The following is a 15,944-nucleotide window of genomic DNA, read 5'->3' on the forward strand; positions in this document are numbered from 1 at the left end:
AAGCCCGTCAACTGCGATGCGCGCACCTTAACGCGGAAGCCGGGCTGCCGCGCGTGGGCCTATGGCCAGGCCGGCGGATCCTCGCGCCAGGCGGCGAGCACCTGGGCCAGGGTGGCGCGATCCTCGTCGCTCCAGTCCGGCAGCAGGCCCGGCAGCGCATCGGGACTGGACCAGCGGTCGGGCCAGGTGCGGACTGCCGCGGCGTACCAGGCCACGGCCTCTTCGCGGCGGTCGAGCTTCCACAGCGCCAACGCCAGGGTCGGCGGGACCCAGGCATATCGCACCACCGGATTGCTGCCGGCCTCGGCCCACAGCGACAGTGCCGCTTCGACATCGCCGCTGCGGTACAGGTCCCAGGCCTGGTTCCACTGCAGCGAGCGGCGGCGCTGGCTGCCCGGCGAGGTCTCCTGGATGGCCTGCGCGTACAGGGCCATGCCGGTATCGGTGCGGCCGGCGGCCATCGACAGGTGCGCCAGCTGCGCCACCGCCTGCTCGGCGTTGCGGCCGCCGCGGTCCCGCAGGCGCAGCAGCTGCGCCACGGTCGCATCGTCGCTGCCCTCGATCGCGACGATCGGGCGCGCGGCGCTGTCTTCCTCGAAATAGAACTCGGCCGGCCTGGGCAACGATTGCGCCAGCGCGGCCGGAACCGGCGCGGCCAGCAGGATGCACAGGCCAAGCAGGCCTGCATGCGCGAGCGCACGTGTCTTGGATTGCATTGTGTTTCCCCCTGTCGGACTTCGACAGCTCCGTGCCGCCATTCTAGCCGCCTGCCGGTCCGGGTGCCGCGGCCCCGCCTGCCTGGGGCCGCTTGCGGCCGCAGCGGAAACCCGCCCCACCACGGATCGGGGGTGCTCCCTAGGACACGCCCTAGCTGTCACGGCACGCCGGGCCCGGGCTAGGGTGGCCGTACCAGCTGGTATGGAGACCGTCATGGTCAGCGGGATTTCACCGGTCCTCGATTCGGGCACGCGCGCGCAATGGCTGTCGTCCGCGCCGTCCTCCCCGGCAACGTCGACCTTCATCAGCCCGGGCCCGTGGCGTCCGGAGGCCAGCTACCACCCGCAGCTGCAGGCACCGGGCCCCTCCGCCACCGGCGCGCATCCATCTCAAGCGGGCGGCCCGTACGCGATTCCGGCCGGACAGACCCTCGCCGACGTGGCCAGCGGCACCCGGGCGCAGCCGTTCGACGTGACCCTGTCGCAGCTGGCCACCGCCGTGTACGGCACGCGCGGCGCGCCGCCGGCCGGCTGGAGCGCGGTCAGCGACCAGCAGCTGCAGGACCTTGGCGTCGCCGATCCGCAGGCCTGGCGGCTGCAGTACCTGGGCGCGAACGACAGCGTGCCGACCAACGCGCAGGAGTTCCGCGCCGAGATCTACACCGACGGCGCCGGCAACTACGTCCTGTCCTATCGCGGCACCGCCGAGGGCGCGGACGACTGGGACAACAACTTCCGGCAGGGCCTGGGCTACGAGACCCGCGACGGCGACAAGTTCAGCGGCACCGCGGTCAACTCCGCGGTGGAATTCGCGCGGGTGTTCGGCGACAACCCGGGCGGCGAATCGACCAACCTCGCCATCACCGGCCATTCGCAGGGCGGCGGTCTGGCGTCGGTGGGCGCGCTGGCCAGCGGCGTGCCGGCGGTCACCTTCGACGCCTCCGGCATCCATCCCAACACCCTGGACCGCCTCGGCATCGATCCGCAGCGCGCGCGGGACCTGGCCGAAGGCGGGCAGATCCGCGCCTATTCGCTGCAGGACGATGCCCTGACCAAGGCCCAGGACAGCTGGATCACCGGACTCGCCGCGCCGGACGCGATCGGCACCCAGATCGTGGTCAAGCCGGCCAGCGCCGACGAGCACAACATGTTCAACCACTACGGGCCGATGGAGCTGGAGGGCATGACGCCGCAGCAGCTGGCGCTGGTCAACGCCGGCGTCGAGGCCGCGCGCCACACGCCGTTCCTGCCGCTCAACCCGGTCACCGGCGTGCTCACCGGTGGCGCCAACCTGGCCGGCAACGTCGCCTACAGCGCGATGAGCCACAGCCCCAACGCGCTGACCGCCGGCATCATCGAGCACCAGCCCTGGCAGGCGGGCTACGAGAACCCGTCCAACCTGGGCCGCGACCTGCAGAACCTGCTGCCCGACGTGGCCAAGGACGACTACGCGCGCAACGTGCACGATTTCGCCACCGACGTCGACGCGGTCAGGGCCGACGAGTTCGCCGATGGCCGCTTCGTGCAGGGCGGCGTGCGCCTGGCCGGCGACTTTGCCGAAGGCGCGTTCAACTCGGTCGGCGATACCGTGGACGGCTACGCCGACACCCTGGCCGCGAAGATCGACGAACAGGTCGACGGCTGGATCGGCGACGTGCTGTCGGGCGCGGTCGACGGTGGCGGCGACGCGATCGAGTTCGTGGCCGATGTCGGCGGCCAGGCCGTCGAGACCGTTGCCGACGGCGCCGGCTGGGTGGCGCAGGGCGTGACCGATCTCGCCCAGGGTGCGGCCAGCTTCGTCGGCGGCCTCTTCGGCCGATAGTCGTTGGTGCCGCTCCCGGAACGCGGCCGCTTGCGCGGCGCTATGATCGGGGCTCCAATGCCGCGCATGCGCCGCCCTGCCGCGATCGCGTCCGCCCTTCTCCTATGCCTTGCCGCGGGGTGCGCCCGGCCGTCCATGAGCAACGACGCCTTCTCCAGTCCGGAACTCTCGCCGCTGTCGGACGCGGTCGCGCGTGGGGATGCAGCCGAGATCCGCCGCCAGCTCGGGCACGTGGACGTCGATGCGCCCGGCAGCGACGGCAGCACCCTGCTGCTGGCGGCGATCGCCAAAGACCAGCAGGCCAGCGTCGAAGCGCTGCTGCAGGGCGGCGCCGATCCCAACCGGGCCGGCCCGCGTGGCGATACGGCCGTCCACGCGGCGGCATTCTCGGGCAAGCCCGAACTGCTGCGGCTGGTGCTCGAACACGGCGGCGACGCCAACGCGCGCAACCCGCATACCGGCACCACGCCGCTGGTGCAGGCCCTGCTCTCGCCGCGCGCCGACCAGTACCAGGTGCTGCTGGACGCCGGCGCGGACCCGGGCATCGCCGACCGCAACGGCGACACTCCCCTGCACGTCGCGGCGCGCACCAACAACGGCGGCGCGATCCTGGCGCTGCTGGCCAAGGGCGCCCCGCCCATGGCGGAGAACTCGGGCGGCGCCAGCTTCCAGTCGTACTACTTCGGCTACAACCGCGCCCTCCTCGCCGACCGCGCCCTGGCCGAGCGCAGGGCGGTGGCGGAGTGGCTCAAGGCCAACGGCGTGCCGCTGGAGGCGGCGGTGGAGGCGGCGGACCAGCGCTAGCCGGGACCGGGGACTCGTCGCTGCGTTGACCCCCACCCCAGCCCTCCCCCGCAGGCGGGGGAGGGCGCGAGGCCATTGCGGCGCCCCTGGGTCCGCGGTCGCCTTGTCCCTCGTCGCCACTACACCGCGAGGGTTCACCTCGATCGTGCTGCCCGCCCCCCCGCCTGCGGGCGCTGCGCCCTTCGCGGGTGCCGGTTCGGATAGTGGGGGCCACCGAAGCACCGCTCGCGTGCCCCCCCGCCCAGCCCGAAGCCCGCTGATCAGAAAAACGAACGGCCGGGCATCAGGCCCGGCCGTCCGATCCTCCCACCGCGTCCTGTTCCGGTCAGGCGGCGACCGCGTGCGACCGCGCGAACTGCTCTTCTTCCGTCGAGCCGGTGAGCGCGGTCACGCTCGAGGCGCCACCCTGGATCACCGTGGTCACGTCGTCGAAATAGCCAGCGCCCACTTCCTGCTGGTGCGAGACGAAGGTGTAGCCCTTGTCGCGCGCGGCGAACTCCGGTTCCTGCACCTGCTCCACGTAGTGGCGCATGCCCTCGCCGCGCGCGTAGTCGTGCGCGAACTTGAAGGTGTTGAACCAGTTGATGTGGATGCCGGCCAGGGTGATGAACTGGTACCTGTAGCCCAGCGCCGCCAGCTCGTCCTGGAACCTGGCGATGGTGGCGTCGTCGAGGTTCTTCTTCCAGTTGAAGCTGGGCGAGCAGTTGTAGCTCAGCAGCTTGCCCGGGTGCCTGGCGTGCACCGCCTGCGCGAACTCGCGGGCGAAGCCCAGGTCCGGGGTGCCGGTCTCGCACCACACCAGGTCGGCGTAGGGGGCGTAGGCCACGCCGCGACTGATCGCCTGCTCCAGGCCGTTCCTGACCTTGTAGAAGCCTTCGGCCGTGCGGCTGCCGGTGACGAAGGGTTTGTCGTTGGCGTCGAAGTCCGAGGTCAGCAGGTTCGCCGCTTCCGCGTCGGTACGCGCCAGCACCACCGTCGGCACGCCCAGCACGTCGGCGGCCAGGCGCGCGGCCACCAGCTTCTGCACCGCTTCCTGGGTCGGCACCAGCACCTTGCCGCCCATGTGGCCGCACTTCTTCACCGCGGCCAGCTGGTCCTCGAAGTGGACCGCGGCGGCGCCGGCGCCGATCATGTTCTTCATCAGCTCGTAGGCGTTGAGCACGCCGCCGAAGCCGGCCTCGCCGTCGGCGACGATCGGCAGGAAGAAGTCGATCGCGTCCTCCTCCTTCATCTTGCCGTCGCAGATGTTCTTCCACTGGATCTCGTCGGCGCGCTGGAAGGTGTTGTTGATCCGGCGCACCATCGTCGGCACCGAGTCGTAGGCATACAGCGACTGGTCCGGATACATGGTCTCGGAGGTGTTGCCGTCCGCGGCGACCTGCCAACCCGACAGGTACACCGCCTCCAGCCCGGCCTTGGCCTGCTGCATGGCCTGGCCGGCCGAGATCGCGCCGAAGGCGTTGACGTAGCCCTTCTTCGCGCCGCCGTTGACCAGCTTCCACAGCTTCTCGGCGCCGCGCTTGGCGAGCGTGTACTCGGGCTGCAGGCTGCCGCGCAGGCGCACCACGTCGGCGGCCGAATAGGGGCGCTGGATGCCGGTCCAGCGCGGGTCGTTGTCCCACTGCTGCTGCAGCGCGTCGATCTGTCGGGTGCGGGGCTCGGTGTTCATGCGGATGTCCTCGATTCGAAAGGGGGTGCAGGCGCGCGCGGCAGGCGCGGCACGCGGGGCGGCAAGGCGGCGGGTCAGATGCGCTCGTAGGCGGGCAGGGTCAGGAAGTCCTCGAGCGTGGCGCGATGGGTCAGCTCCTCGAGCATCGCGATCGCCTCGGGCACGCGCGCCGCGCCGATCACCGGCTGCCCGGCCAGGCGCGAAGGCAGGCACAGCAGCACGCGGTCGAACAGGGCCTCGTCGATCACCGTGCCGTCGTCCAGGTGCAGCGGGCAGCACCCGCCGTCGGCGGCATGCAGCCACTGCCACAGCTGCGCCCGCGCGATCTCGGCGGTGGCGGCGTCCTCCATCAGCCAGTGGATCGGCACGCAGCCGTTGCCGTCGAGCCAGGCGGCGAGGTAGCGCACGCAGACCTCGACGTTGTTCTCGAAGCCGATCCGCGTGATCGTGCCCAGCGAAGGCGCCAGCAGGTCGCGCGCGGTGACGATCACCTCCTCGCGCCCGATGTGCTGCTGGTGCAGGGTCGGCATGCGCTCGTCGAACACCTCGCGCGCCAGCGGGATCAGCGCCGGATGCGCGACCCAGGTGCCGTCGTGGCCGGCGGTGACCTCGCGCAGCTTGTCGGCGCGCACGCGGGCCAGCGCGCGCTCGTTCGCTTCTTCGTCGTTGTTGATCGGGATCTGCGCGGCCATGCCGCCCATGGCGTGCGCGCCGCGGCGATGGCAGGTCTGGATCAACAGCTCCGAGTAGGCCTTGAGGAAGGGCTGGGTCATCGTCACCTGGCTGCGCTCGGGCAGCACCCGCGAGCGGTGCCCGCGCAGGGTCTTGATGTAGGAGAAGATGTAGTCCCAGCGGCCGCAGTTGAGGCCGACGATGCGCTCGCGCAGCGCATGCAGGATCTCGTCCATCTCGAACGCGGCCGGCAGGGTCTCGATCAGCACGGTGACCTTCATCTGCCCCTGCGGCAGGCCCAGCTCGCGCTCGATGTGCGAAAGCGCCCGCTGCCACAGCGCGGCCTCCTCCATCGACTGCAGCTTGGGGAGGTAGAAGTACGGGCCGCGGTCCTTGGCGGCCAGCGCGGCGGCGTTGTGCCAGGCGAACAGGCCCGCGTCGAACAGCGAGGCGGACATGCGCTGGCCGTCGACCAGCACGTGCTTCTCGTCCAGGTGCCAGCCGCGCGGCCGCACGATCAGCACCGCCTGCTCGCCTTCGGGCCGGAGCGCATAGCGCTTGCCGCCGGCGGCGAAGGTCAGGGTGCCGGCGACCGCCTCGCGCAGGGCGCGCTGGCCGGTGGTGATGTTGGCCCAGGTCGGGGCGGTGGAATCCTCGAAGTCGGCCATGTAGCAGTTCGCGCCCGAGTTCAGGGCGTTGATGACCATCTTCGGGTCGACCGGGCCGGTGATCTCGACCCGGCGGTCGAGCAGCGCCTCGGGGATCGGCGCCACCTGCCAGTCGCCTTCGCGGATCGCGCGGGTGTCGTCGCGGAAGTCCGGCAGGGCGCCCGCGTCGAACCCGGCCTGGCGGCGGCGTCGCGCGGCGAGCAGGGCCTGACGCTCCGGTTCGAACTGGCGATGCAGCTCGGCCAGGAACGCCTGGGCGCGCGCGTCGACGAGGTCGGCGACGGCGGCGGACTCGGGCATTTCGATGCCGGAGGCGATCTGCGAGGGCTTCAGGACGGCGGACATGGCGGACTCCGGTGGATGTTGCGGTGCAGCGCCACCCTCCGCCCCATGGAATTATTTGACAACTGAGTTTTCTCAATGTAATTGATAAGTTTTCCAAATAGATGCGTCGAATCAATGCCTTCGGCCGGGAATCCGACCCCCAGGTTCGCCTACAAGGCCGATCGGCTGAAGCCGCTGCGGGCCTTCTGCCAGACCGTGCGACTGGGATCGGTGTCGCGCGCGGCCGAAGCGCTGTACGTCAGCCAGCCGGCGATCACCCTGCAGCTGCAGGCGCTGGAGCGGGAGCTGGGGCAGAAACTGTTCGAGCGCAGTGGCCGGCGCCTGGTGCCGACCCGCGCCGGCGAGGCGCTGTACGAACTGGCGCGCCCACTGGTGGACGGCATCGATACGCTGCCGACCGCCTTCCGCGACGCGCTGCGGGGCATGGACGCGGGCGACCTCAACATCGCCGCCAACAGCTCGACCATCCTCTACCTGCTGCCGCGGATCGTGGAGCGATTCCGCCAGCACCATCCAGACGTGCGCCTGAGCCTGCACAACACGGTCAGCGCCGACGGCACCGACCTGCTGCGCGCCGATTCGGTCGACCTGGTGGTCGGCTCCATGCACGACGTGCCCGGCGACCTGGTCTACGAGCCGCTGCACCGCTTCGAGCAGCGGCTGGTGATGCCGCCGGGCCACCCGCTGGCCGACAAGGACGACCTGACCCTGGCCGACATCGGCCAGTACGGGCTGATCCTGCCGCCCAAGCGCCAGATCACCTGGCGCCTGGTGGACCTGGTGTTCCAGCAGAACCGCGTGCCCTACACCGTGGCGCTGGAGGTCGGCGGCTGGGAGGTGATCAAGCAGTACGTGGCGATGGGCATGGGCATCAGCATCCTGTCCTCGATCTGCCTGACCGATGCCGACCGCGGGCGCCTGGTCACCCGCCCGCTCGACCGCTTCTTCCCCGCGCGCAGCTACGGCGTGGTGATGCGCAAGGGCCGCCTGCCCTCACCGCAGGCACGCGCGTTCATGGACCTGATCCAGCCCGACCTGTTCCTGCGCCGCGACTACTACGAGAGCGGGCACTCGGAGCGGTGAGGCCGGCGCCCACCCTCGCTCAGCCCCCGCCATGCCGGCCGGGTTGCTGGTCGCAGTCGTTCCGGTCCACGTCGAGCAGGCCGCCGTTCGGGAACAGCTGCGGCAGCTGATCGGCGCTGCCATCCATTGGGGGCCGGTAGCCTGCCAACGCCGCTTCGGCCCGCCGGAGCTCGTCGGGCGGCACCAGTCGCGACAGCGAGGACAGGTATCCCTCGATTTCCAGCCGCACCACATGGGTCTCGGGCAGCCGCTGCACGGTCGGGGTCGCCTGCAGTCGCCGGAACCAGACCAGCGCGCGCCCCGCATCGGGCGGGAGCGTCTGCGCGAGGAACGGCCGGTACCGGCCATCCGACCCTTCGGCGTGGGCCATGGCCAGCGCATACATCATTGCCGGGTCGCCGGCATTGGCCGAGCGCAGGGCCAGCGCACCGGCTTCGCGCCGGTAGCGCTCCAGCTCCGGCAGGGCGTCGAGCAGGTCATTGAACCGGAACGCATTGCCGATCGCGTAATGCCGTAGTGCCGCAGGATGTCCCCGCAGCGCGGCCTGGCGCCAGTAACCCACCCGGCGCGCCGCGTGCAGGGGCGGCGCATCGGCGCAGTGCTGGCTGAACCGCCCTTCGGCGGAGTCAAGCGCGACCTCGGCCGCCTGGCGCTGGTCCGCCAGGAGATCGGGGCCGCGCCGACCGGCTTCGAGTGGGGGCAGCTGCGCCACCCGGGCCGCCGCCATCGACCGCGCCCTGCCCAGGGCGTCGCACCATTCGTACTCCGCGGCGAGCCTGCAGGCCGCCCGCGCATCGCCCCGGGCAGCGCGGGACGCCAGTTCCGATGCGACCACGCGCAGCGGAGCATCGAGCGGCGGCAGGGGCCGCGCCAGATCCCGCATGCCTGGCGCGGGCAGGGGAGGTTCACGCGGCCGGGCGTCCTTTGCCGCAGTGGCGACGAAACGCTGATCGTTCGCCGCGCCCTCCTTCCGCGAACCGTCTCCGGGCGGCGCCAGCCAGCGCCCCGCGCTGAACGCCACTCCGAGCAGGGCCAGGGCGCCGAGGGCCCAGATCCATCGACGCGTGCGAACAGTCGGCAAGGCAAGTCATCCATGAGGCCAGGCGACAGCACAGCCCAACCACGGGGCCGGGTCAAGCCGGTTGGCGTTATGGGGCTTCCAGCGTTTCGTGCGGCCAGATCGCCACGTGCGGCACGCCGTCGGCGCCGATCCAGCCGCGGTACATGCCGCCGGTGTTGAACGGGAACGACACGCTGCCGTCGGCACCGAGCGCGATTGCGCCACCGTCGCCGCCGGCCGCCGGAATCAGCTCGTTGATCACCGCCTCGCCGGCGCGCGCGATGCTGTCGCCGGACAGGCGCACGCGCGCGCAGATCTCGTGCGCGGCAGCGGTGCGGATGTAGAACTCGCCCCAGCCGGTGCCCGAGACCGCACAGCGGTCGTCGGCCCAGGTGCCGGCGCCGATGATCGGCGCGTCGCCGACGCGGCCGTAGCGCTTGTTGGTCATGCCGCCGGTCGAGGTGCCCGCGGCCAGCAGGCCCTGCGCGTCCAGCGCCACCGCGCCGACGGTGCCGAAGTAGGCCTTCGGCGGCGCATCCGAGAACAGCGCGTGCGGCTTGCTGTCGTCGCGCAGCGCCTTCTGCAGCTGTTGCCATCGCTTGTCGGTGCGGAAATACGCCGGATCGACCAGGGCGATGCCCTGCTCCTTCGCGAAGCGCTCCGCGCCCTCGCCCACCATCATCACGTGGCGCGAGCGCTCCATGATCGCGCGCGCCAGGGTGATCGGGTTGCGCACGCGATGCAGGGCGGCGGCAGCGCCGGCCCGGCCGGTGGCGCCGTCCATGATCGAGGTGTCGAGCTCGTTGGTGCCGTCGTGGGTGAACACCGCGCCGCGACCGGCGTTGAACATCGGCGCGTCCTCGAGCGCGACGATCGCCGCGGTCACCGCGTCCAGCGCCGGCTTGCCGGCGGCGAGTTCGGCATGGCCGGCGCGCAGCGCGGCCGCGAGCGCGGCGCGCGCGGCGGCTTCCTCTTCCGGCGTCAGGTCGCCCGGCTCGACGCCGGCACCGCCATGGATCACCAGGCGCGGCGCGTCCTGCGCCAGCAGCACGCCGCCGCGCACCGCGTGGCGGCGCGTCCACATCGGTCGCTCGACCTCGCCCGAGGGCAGGTGCAGCACCGAGTCGACACCGACCCCGACCACCTCGACCCGGTCGAGCTGCATCGGTCGATCCTCCTGCTGCGGCGCGAAGCCGCCCCGGACCACGGTCGCGCCCGCGCCCGGCGCGGTCGCATGCACGCGCGCGCGACCATCGGCCTCGACCGCCAGCGCGGCGTCCTCGTCCACGCCCAGGCCCAGCACCGGGCGACCGCCCGACAGCGTCTCGGCCTTGGCCACGAAGGCCAGCAGACGGCCGAGGCGGTTGCGCTCGCGGAAGTGCGAGTCGGTGAGCACGCCGCGCATCACGTCGAAGTCGAGGAAGCCGGTCTCGATGGTGTTCTCCGGGCCCAGCGGATCGGCCAGCGCGCGCGGGCTGCTCTGGCTGCCGCCGTCCATCGCGCCGTAAACGAACTCGCCCAGGATCGCCAGGCCCGCGCTGGTGCCGCCCAGCGGCTTGCCGGCGCGCACGTGCGCCTCCAGCGCCTGCTCGACCGGGGTGCCCTTCCAGTAACGCAGGTAGCGCGACTGGTCGCCGCCGGCGATGAAGATGCCGTCGGCCTTGCGCAGGCTGGCCAGCAGCCTGCGATCGTGCGCGGCCTGGCGGTTGGCGAAGACGAAGGTCTCCACCGAGGCCACGCCGCCTACCTCGTCATGGAATTCCTGCCCGATCTCGCCGCCCAGCGAAGCGCGCAGCACCACCACGTGGCCATTGCCGGCCTTGCCCAGGAACCAGCTCAGCGCGGCGGTGTTGCGGTCGCCGCCGCCCATCAGCAGCAGTCCGGGCGCCGGCGTGCCCGGCGTGGCCAGGGCGCGATCGCCGATGAAGTGCCGCTCGTAGTCCGCGGCCAGCGCATGGGCCGCGGGCAGCGCCAGCAAGGCCACCACCAGCCACGCCGATCGAATCGCGCCTGCTCTGATCATCCGTCGTTCCTTTCGCCCCGGGTACGGGCCGTCCACACAGGAGACGAACCTTGGCGCCATTTCCCCCGCCGGGCAACGACCGTGCCCGCATCGGCTATGGTGCGCCCCATGCCCGATCGCCTCGACGACTGGTTCATCCGCGAGATCCTCGTCCACGAGGAAGCGCTGATGCACTACCTGGTCCGCAACGGCGCGCGCGGCGACGATCCGGCCGACCTGCGCCAGGAGGTCTATGCGCGGATCTACGAGGCGGCGGGCAAGGCGCGCCCGCTGCAGCCGCGGGCCTTCCTGTTCACCACCGCGCGCCACCTGCTGACCGACCGCCTGCGCCGCAGCAAGGTGGTGTCGATCGAGCCAGTGGGTGATTTCGAGCCCTTGCACGTCTTGGTGGATGAGGTGTCGCCGGAACGCTGGTGCGGCGGCCGCCAGGTGCTCAAGCGCCTGGCCGAGGCCTTCGACCGCCTGCCCGACCGTTGCCGGGAGGTGGTCTGGCTGCGCCGCGTCCAGCACCTGTCGCAGCGGGAAGTGGCCCAGCAGCTCGGGATCAGCGAGAAGACCGTGGAAAAGCACATCGCCAAGGGAATGCGACTGATGGCCGACCATTTCCATGGCGGCGACGGCGCCGTGCGCGCCCCGTCCGCGGCAGACGCGGCCACGCCGGCCGACGGGCGCCGGCGGGCCGACTGAGATGGACCCGCGTCCGGAGCAGATCGAGGCCACGGCCGCCGCCTGGCTCGCCCGTCGCGACCGCGCGGACTGGGTCGAGGAGGACGAACAGGCGCTGGCCGACTGGCTGCGCCGCGATACCCGTCACCGCGTCGCCTACCTGCGCCTGCGCGCGGCCTGGGACGAGGCCGGCCGGCTCGAGGCGCTGGGCGCCGGCCGGCACGAGGCCGGGCCGCCACCCCGCGGCCTGTGGCCGGCCGCCGTCGGCGACACCGCGACACGGCCGCCGCACGCGCCGCCGCCACGCTTCGACGGCGTGGTGTTCGCGCCGCGCGCGCCGCGACGCCGCAGCGTCCTGCCACGCGTGGCGGCCGGGGCGTTGATGGTGGGCGCGCTCGCCCTGGGCTGGGCCTGGTACAGCTTCGCGCCGCTGGAAACGGCCGCCCACCAGACCGCGCTGGGCGAACTGGGGACGGTCCCGCTCGCCGACGGCACCCGCGCCACCCTGGCCAGCGACAGCCGCATCGAGGTGCGCCTGACCCGGCGCGAGCGCCGCGTCACGCTGCGCCGGGGCGAGGCCTATTTCGACGCCGCCCGCGACCCCGGCCGGCCGCTGGTGATCGCCGCCGGCGAGCGCCGCGTCGTGGCCGTGGGCACGCGTTTCTCGGTGCGTCGCGACGGCCCCGACCTGCGCGTGGTGGTGACCGAGGGCAGCGTCCGCCTCGAATCCGATCCGGTCGACGGCAAGGCGCGGCCGGCGGCGCTGCTGCCGGCCGGCAGCGTCGCCCTCGCCCGCCGCGACGGCACCCTGGTGCGCTCGATGCCGCTGGCCGATGCCGCGCAGCTGGTCGACTGGCGCAGCGGCCTGCTGGTGTTCCGGGATACCACGCTGGCCGAGGCGGCCGACGAGTTCAACCGCTACAACCGCCGCAAGATCGTGATCGTCGACGACGAGATCGCCGGCCTGCGCATCGGCGGCAGCTTCCGCTGGGCCAATGCCGAAGGCTTCGTGCGCCTGCTCGAGCAGGGCTTCCCGGTGCGCGCCGACTACGGCGCCGAGCGGATCGTGCTGCGCAGCCCCTGAGTGCAGCGGGGGATTTGCGGACCTCGTTCGTCCTCAGATCAGGAACGGCGCCGTCCGCCACCACCACCCGGGGAATCCTCTTGAAACCGTCCCGCCCGCTGCGCGTCCTGCTCCTGTCCCTGGCCTGCTCCACCGCGCTCGCCGCGCAGGCGCAGGCGCCGATCGGCGTCCGCGTCGACGTCCCCGCCGGCGACCTGGCCACCGCCCTCGATACCTGGTCGCGCCAGTCGGGGACCCAGCTGGTCTACCGCGCCGACCTGGTGCGCGGCGCGCGCAGCGCCGGCGTCCGCGACCTGCCCGCCGACCAGGCGCTGGACAGGCTGCTGCGCGGCAGCGGCTTTTCCGCGCGCCGCGACGGCTCCGGCGCGGTGCTGATCGTGCAGCAGGAGGTGCTGGCGCAGGCCACGGGCACGCCGGCGCCCGCCTCCATGCCGGCCAGGCCACCTGCGCCCGCCCCGGCCGCCGCGCCGCAGGTGTCCAACCTGGAAGCGATCCAGGTCACCGGCTCGCGCATCGCCCGCGCCCAGATCGAGGGCCCGGCGCCGATCACCGTGATCAGCGCCGAGCAGATCCAGGCCGCCGGCCTGACCAGCGTGCCCGACGTGCTGCGATCGCTCAGCCAGAACAGCGGCAGCGTGCAGGGCCAGCAGAACACCACCAGCGCCCAGTCCACGCCCGGCGCACAGGCGGTCGACCTGCGCGGCCTCGGTCCCAACCACACCCTGGTCCTGATCAACGGCCGCCGCATCGCCGACTTCCCGCTGCCGCTCAACGGCCGCAGCAACTTCACCGACATCGGCAACATCCCGCTCGGCATGATCGACCGCATCGAGGTGCTCACCGGCAGCGCCTCCGCGGTCTACGGTTCCGACGCGATGGCCGGCGTGATCAACTTCATCCTCAGGAAGTCGACCGACGGCACCACGCTCGACTACCGCTACGGCGACACCGACCGCGGCGGCGGCGAATCGCATTCGCTGACCCTGACCTCGGGCTTCGACCGCGGCGACTTCACCGGCATCGTCGGGATCGAGCTGATCGACAAGCGTCCGCTCTGGGGCTTCGAACGCGACCTCCAGGACTCGACCCTGGACGCGCCGACCGAACGTCGCCGCCTGCCGCGCCTGATCGCCCAGGTCTACGACTGGGACGAGGACGTCAACATCGCGCCGGCCGATGGCTGCGCCGCGCTGGGCGGACTCAACGAGGGCACGACGGACCTGGCCGAGGACCGCTTCGGCGAACCCTACTGCGGCAGCGACCGCGCCATCGCGTACCGGACCATCACCAACCAGCGCACCGGCTACAACGCCTACGGCTCGTTCGAGTACCGGTTCTCCGACGCGCTGCGCTGGTTCGCCGACGTGCAGCTCGGACGCCAGGAAGTGAAGCTGCTCACCGGCACCAATGGCAACGACGTGGCCAGCGACCACATGGGCTGGGAGTTCCACGACCCGGCCTCGGAGAGCAACTACCGCAACAAGATGTTCTACAACGCCGGCACCGGCACCTACCAGATCTGGTCTCGCCAGTTCACGCCCGAGGAAACGGGCGGCCTGCGCAACCGCATGAACACCACCACCCAGAAGACCTTCGCCCTCACCACCGGCCTGGCCGGCACGCTGGGCGAACAGTGGGACTGGGAGGCGGCGTACAACCACTCGCAGTACAAGGCGCAGGTGCAGATGCCGCGCATCCGCGCCGCCGCCGCGAACCGCCTGTTCCTCGGCGAGCGCCTGGGCTACGACGACGATGGCTATGCGATCTACAACCCGGATCCCGAACGCCTGTTCCGCCCGCTGACGCCGCAGGAGTTCGATTCGATCGCGGCGATGTCGACCTGGCAGCCCGAAGCGGAGAACGACAACCTCGGCTTCACCGCCACCACGCCTGCCCTGTTCACGATGCCGGCCGGCGATGCCGGCTTCGCCGGCGCGCTGGAATACGGCCGCCAGTCCTACGAGATCAACCCCGACCCGCTGGCGCTGACCGAAGACGCCTACTACGGCCCGCGCTATGGCGACGGCAGCGGCGACCGCGACCGCTGGAGCGCGGCGGGCGAGTTGCGCCTGCCGCTGTTGTCCACGCTGCAGGCGAGCTTCGCCGGCCGTTACGACCGCTACAGCTACGCCGACAAGGATCCGGGCAAGTTCACCTGGAGCACCGGCCTGGAATGGCGTCCGCTCGACTCGCTGCTGGTGCGCGGCTCCTACGGCACCGGCTTCCGCGCCCCCGACATGCACTACCTGTTCGCCAGCGAGGACTACTACCGCACCCGCTTCGCCACCGACTACTACGACTGCCGCACCGCCGAGCCCGGCATGAGCAACGGCGACTGCTACGACGACGGCAGCTACGACGTCAGCACCTTCGACGTGTACACCGGCAACATGCAGCTCGACGTGGAGACCAGCACATCCGCGTCGGCGGGCCTGGTGTGGTCGCCTTCGGCGGACTTCGACCTGGCCCTGGACTACTACAGGATCCGCGTGTCCAACCAGGTGCAGACCCAGGACCGCGAGCTGCTGCGCCAGACCGAAGCGGACTGCCGCCTGGGCGCGACCGACAGCGGCACGAGCGTCGACCCGTCCTCGCCGACCTGCCTGGACGCGCTCGCGCGCGTGGTCCGCGATGCCGACGGCGTGATCACCAGCGTGCACTTCGCACCCGTCAACATCGCCAACGAGGAAACCTCGGGACTGGACCTGGCTGCCAACTATCGCCTGCGTACCGATATGGCGGGCGACTTCCGCTTCAGCGCCAGCTACAACTGGACCCATCGCCACAGCCGCCAGCTGTACCCGGGCGATCCGCGCGAGGACATGCTGGACGTGGGCTTCAGTGCCACCACCCTGCCACGCAGCAAGGGCAATCTCGGCGCCAGCTGGGAACGCGGCGCCTGGGGCGGCAGCCTGTTCGGCACCTATGTCGGGCGCGTGGCCAACTACGACAACGACGCCTGGACGCCGGCGACCTGGCGCTTCAACGCCGGTGCCGCCTATCGCGTCACCGACCACCTGCGTGTCTCGCTGACGGTCAACAACCTGTTCGACAGGATGCCGCCCAGGGACGCGACCTGGGCCAACTATCCCTACTACGACACCTCGTGGTTCGACTCGCTGGGCCGCAGCTATTTCGTCCAGATGACCTGGAAGCTGGGCGGCGCGGGGCTGTAGGCACGCAGGTCCGGAACGGCCAAGGTGGGACCCGCCGAAAGGCGGGCTTTCCGTCCGGAGGGGTTGGCGGCGGCGTGGCTGGCGCGGGCCGGGCGTCGCGCTTCATCGGCCGCGGCTGGGGCGGAGCCCACCGCCGCGGGATTGCCGCCGGAGCGT

Annotated in this window: 11 protein-coding genes and 1 pseudogene; 6 read left to right on the forward strand and 6 right to left on the reverse strand. The window is 71.7% G+C overall.

What is annotated here, in order from left to right:
* Positions 1–59: 59 nt before the first annotated feature.
* Positions 60–716, reverse strand: coding sequence for a tetratricopeptide repeat protein (locus tag Q0863_RS07625; RefSeq protein WP_298576929.1), 657 nt, complete (start codon positions 714–716; stop codon positions 60–62).
* Between the two features lie 202 nt (positions 717–918).
* Here Q0863_RS07625 and Q0863_RS07630 point away from each other — a divergent pair, with 202 nt between their 5' ends.
* Entirely contained in the window at positions 919–2,538 is a 1,620-nt protein-coding gene (locus Q0863_RS07630; protein WP_298576931.1) for a hypothetical protein, read from the forward strand.
* 135 nt (positions 2,539–2,673) lie between these two features.
* Positions 2,674–3,342 (forward strand): ankyrin repeat domain-containing protein, encoded by a 669-nt coding sequence (locus Q0863_RS07635; RefSeq protein WP_298576932.1) that lies wholly within the window; start codon positions 2,674–2,676, stop codon positions 3,340–3,342.
* 325 nt (positions 3,343–3,667) lie between these two features.
* Here the strand turns inward: Q0863_RS07635 and aceA are convergent, their stop codons facing one another.
* On the reverse strand, positions 3,668–5,011 hold the full coding sequence (aceA, locus tag Q0863_RS07640) for an isocitrate lyase (RefSeq protein WP_298576933.1): 1,344 nt from the start codon (positions 5,009–5,011) through the stop codon (positions 3,668–3,670).
* Between the two features lie 74 nt (positions 5,012–5,085).
* Positions 5,086–6,651, reverse strand: coding sequence for a malate synthase A (gene aceB, locus Q0863_RS07645; protein WP_298577085.1), 1,566 nt, complete (start codon positions 6,649–6,651; stop codon positions 5,086–5,088).
* A gap of 159 nt (positions 6,652–6,810) precedes the next feature.
* Between aceB and Q0863_RS07650 the strand changes: the two genes are divergently transcribed.
* Positions 6,811–7,779, forward strand: coding sequence for a LysR family transcriptional regulator (locus tag Q0863_RS07650; protein WP_298576935.1), 969 nt, complete (start codon positions 6,811–6,813; stop codon positions 7,777–7,779).
* Between the two features lie 19 nt (positions 7,780–7,798).
* Here Q0863_RS07650 and Q0863_RS07655 read toward each other — a convergent pair whose 3' ends face one another.
* The 3 genes and pseudogenes from Q0863_RS07655 to Q0863_RS18450 all read right to left on the reverse strand — a co-directional run.
* Positions 7,799–8,662: a hypothetical protein gene (locus Q0863_RS07655; protein ID WP_298576936.1), complete on the reverse strand. Its 864-nt coding sequence runs from the start codon at positions 8,660–8,662 to the stop codon at positions 7,799–7,801.
* Between the two features lie 265 nt (positions 8,663–8,927).
* Positions 8,928–9,923 (reverse strand): isoaspartyl peptidase/L-asparaginase, encoded by a 996-nt coding sequence (locus tag Q0863_RS07660; RefSeq protein WP_298577087.1) that lies wholly within the window; start codon positions 9,921–9,923, stop codon positions 8,928–8,930.
* 429 nt (positions 9,924–10,352) lie between these two features.
* Positions 10,353–10,922, reverse strand: a pseudogene (locus Q0863_RS18450) (Type 1 glutamine amidotransferase-like domain-containing protein); the annotation flags it as partial.
* Between the two features lie 48 nt (positions 10,923–10,970).
* Here Q0863_RS18450 and Q0863_RS07670 point away from each other — a divergent pair.
* The 3 genes from Q0863_RS07670 to Q0863_RS07680 all read left to right on the forward strand — a co-directional run bounded on the left by Q0863_RS07670 (position 10,971) and on the right by Q0863_RS07680 (position 15,788).
* Positions 10,971–11,549, forward strand: a complete 579-nt coding sequence (locus tag Q0863_RS07670) for a sigma-70 family RNA polymerase sigma factor (RefSeq protein WP_298576938.1) — start codon at positions 10,971–10,973, stop codon at positions 11,547–11,549.
* A gap of 1 nt (position 11,550) precedes the next feature.
* Positions 11,551–12,612: a FecR domain-containing protein gene (locus tag Q0863_RS07675; RefSeq protein ID WP_298576940.1), complete on the forward strand. Its 1,062-nt coding sequence runs from the start codon at positions 11,551–11,553 to the stop codon at positions 12,610–12,612.
* 80 nt (positions 12,613–12,692) lie between these two features.
* Positions 12,693–15,788, forward strand: a complete 3,096-nt coding sequence (locus Q0863_RS07680; RefSeq protein WP_298576942.1) for a TonB-dependent receptor — start codon at positions 12,693–12,695, stop codon at positions 15,786–15,788.
* The last annotated feature ends 156 nt before the right edge of the window (positions 15,789–15,944 follow it).

It is taken from the genome of uncultured Luteimonas sp., assembly GCF_947492465.1.
GTDB lineage: Bacteria > Pseudomonadota > Gammaproteobacteria > Xanthomonadales > Xanthomonadaceae > Luteimonas.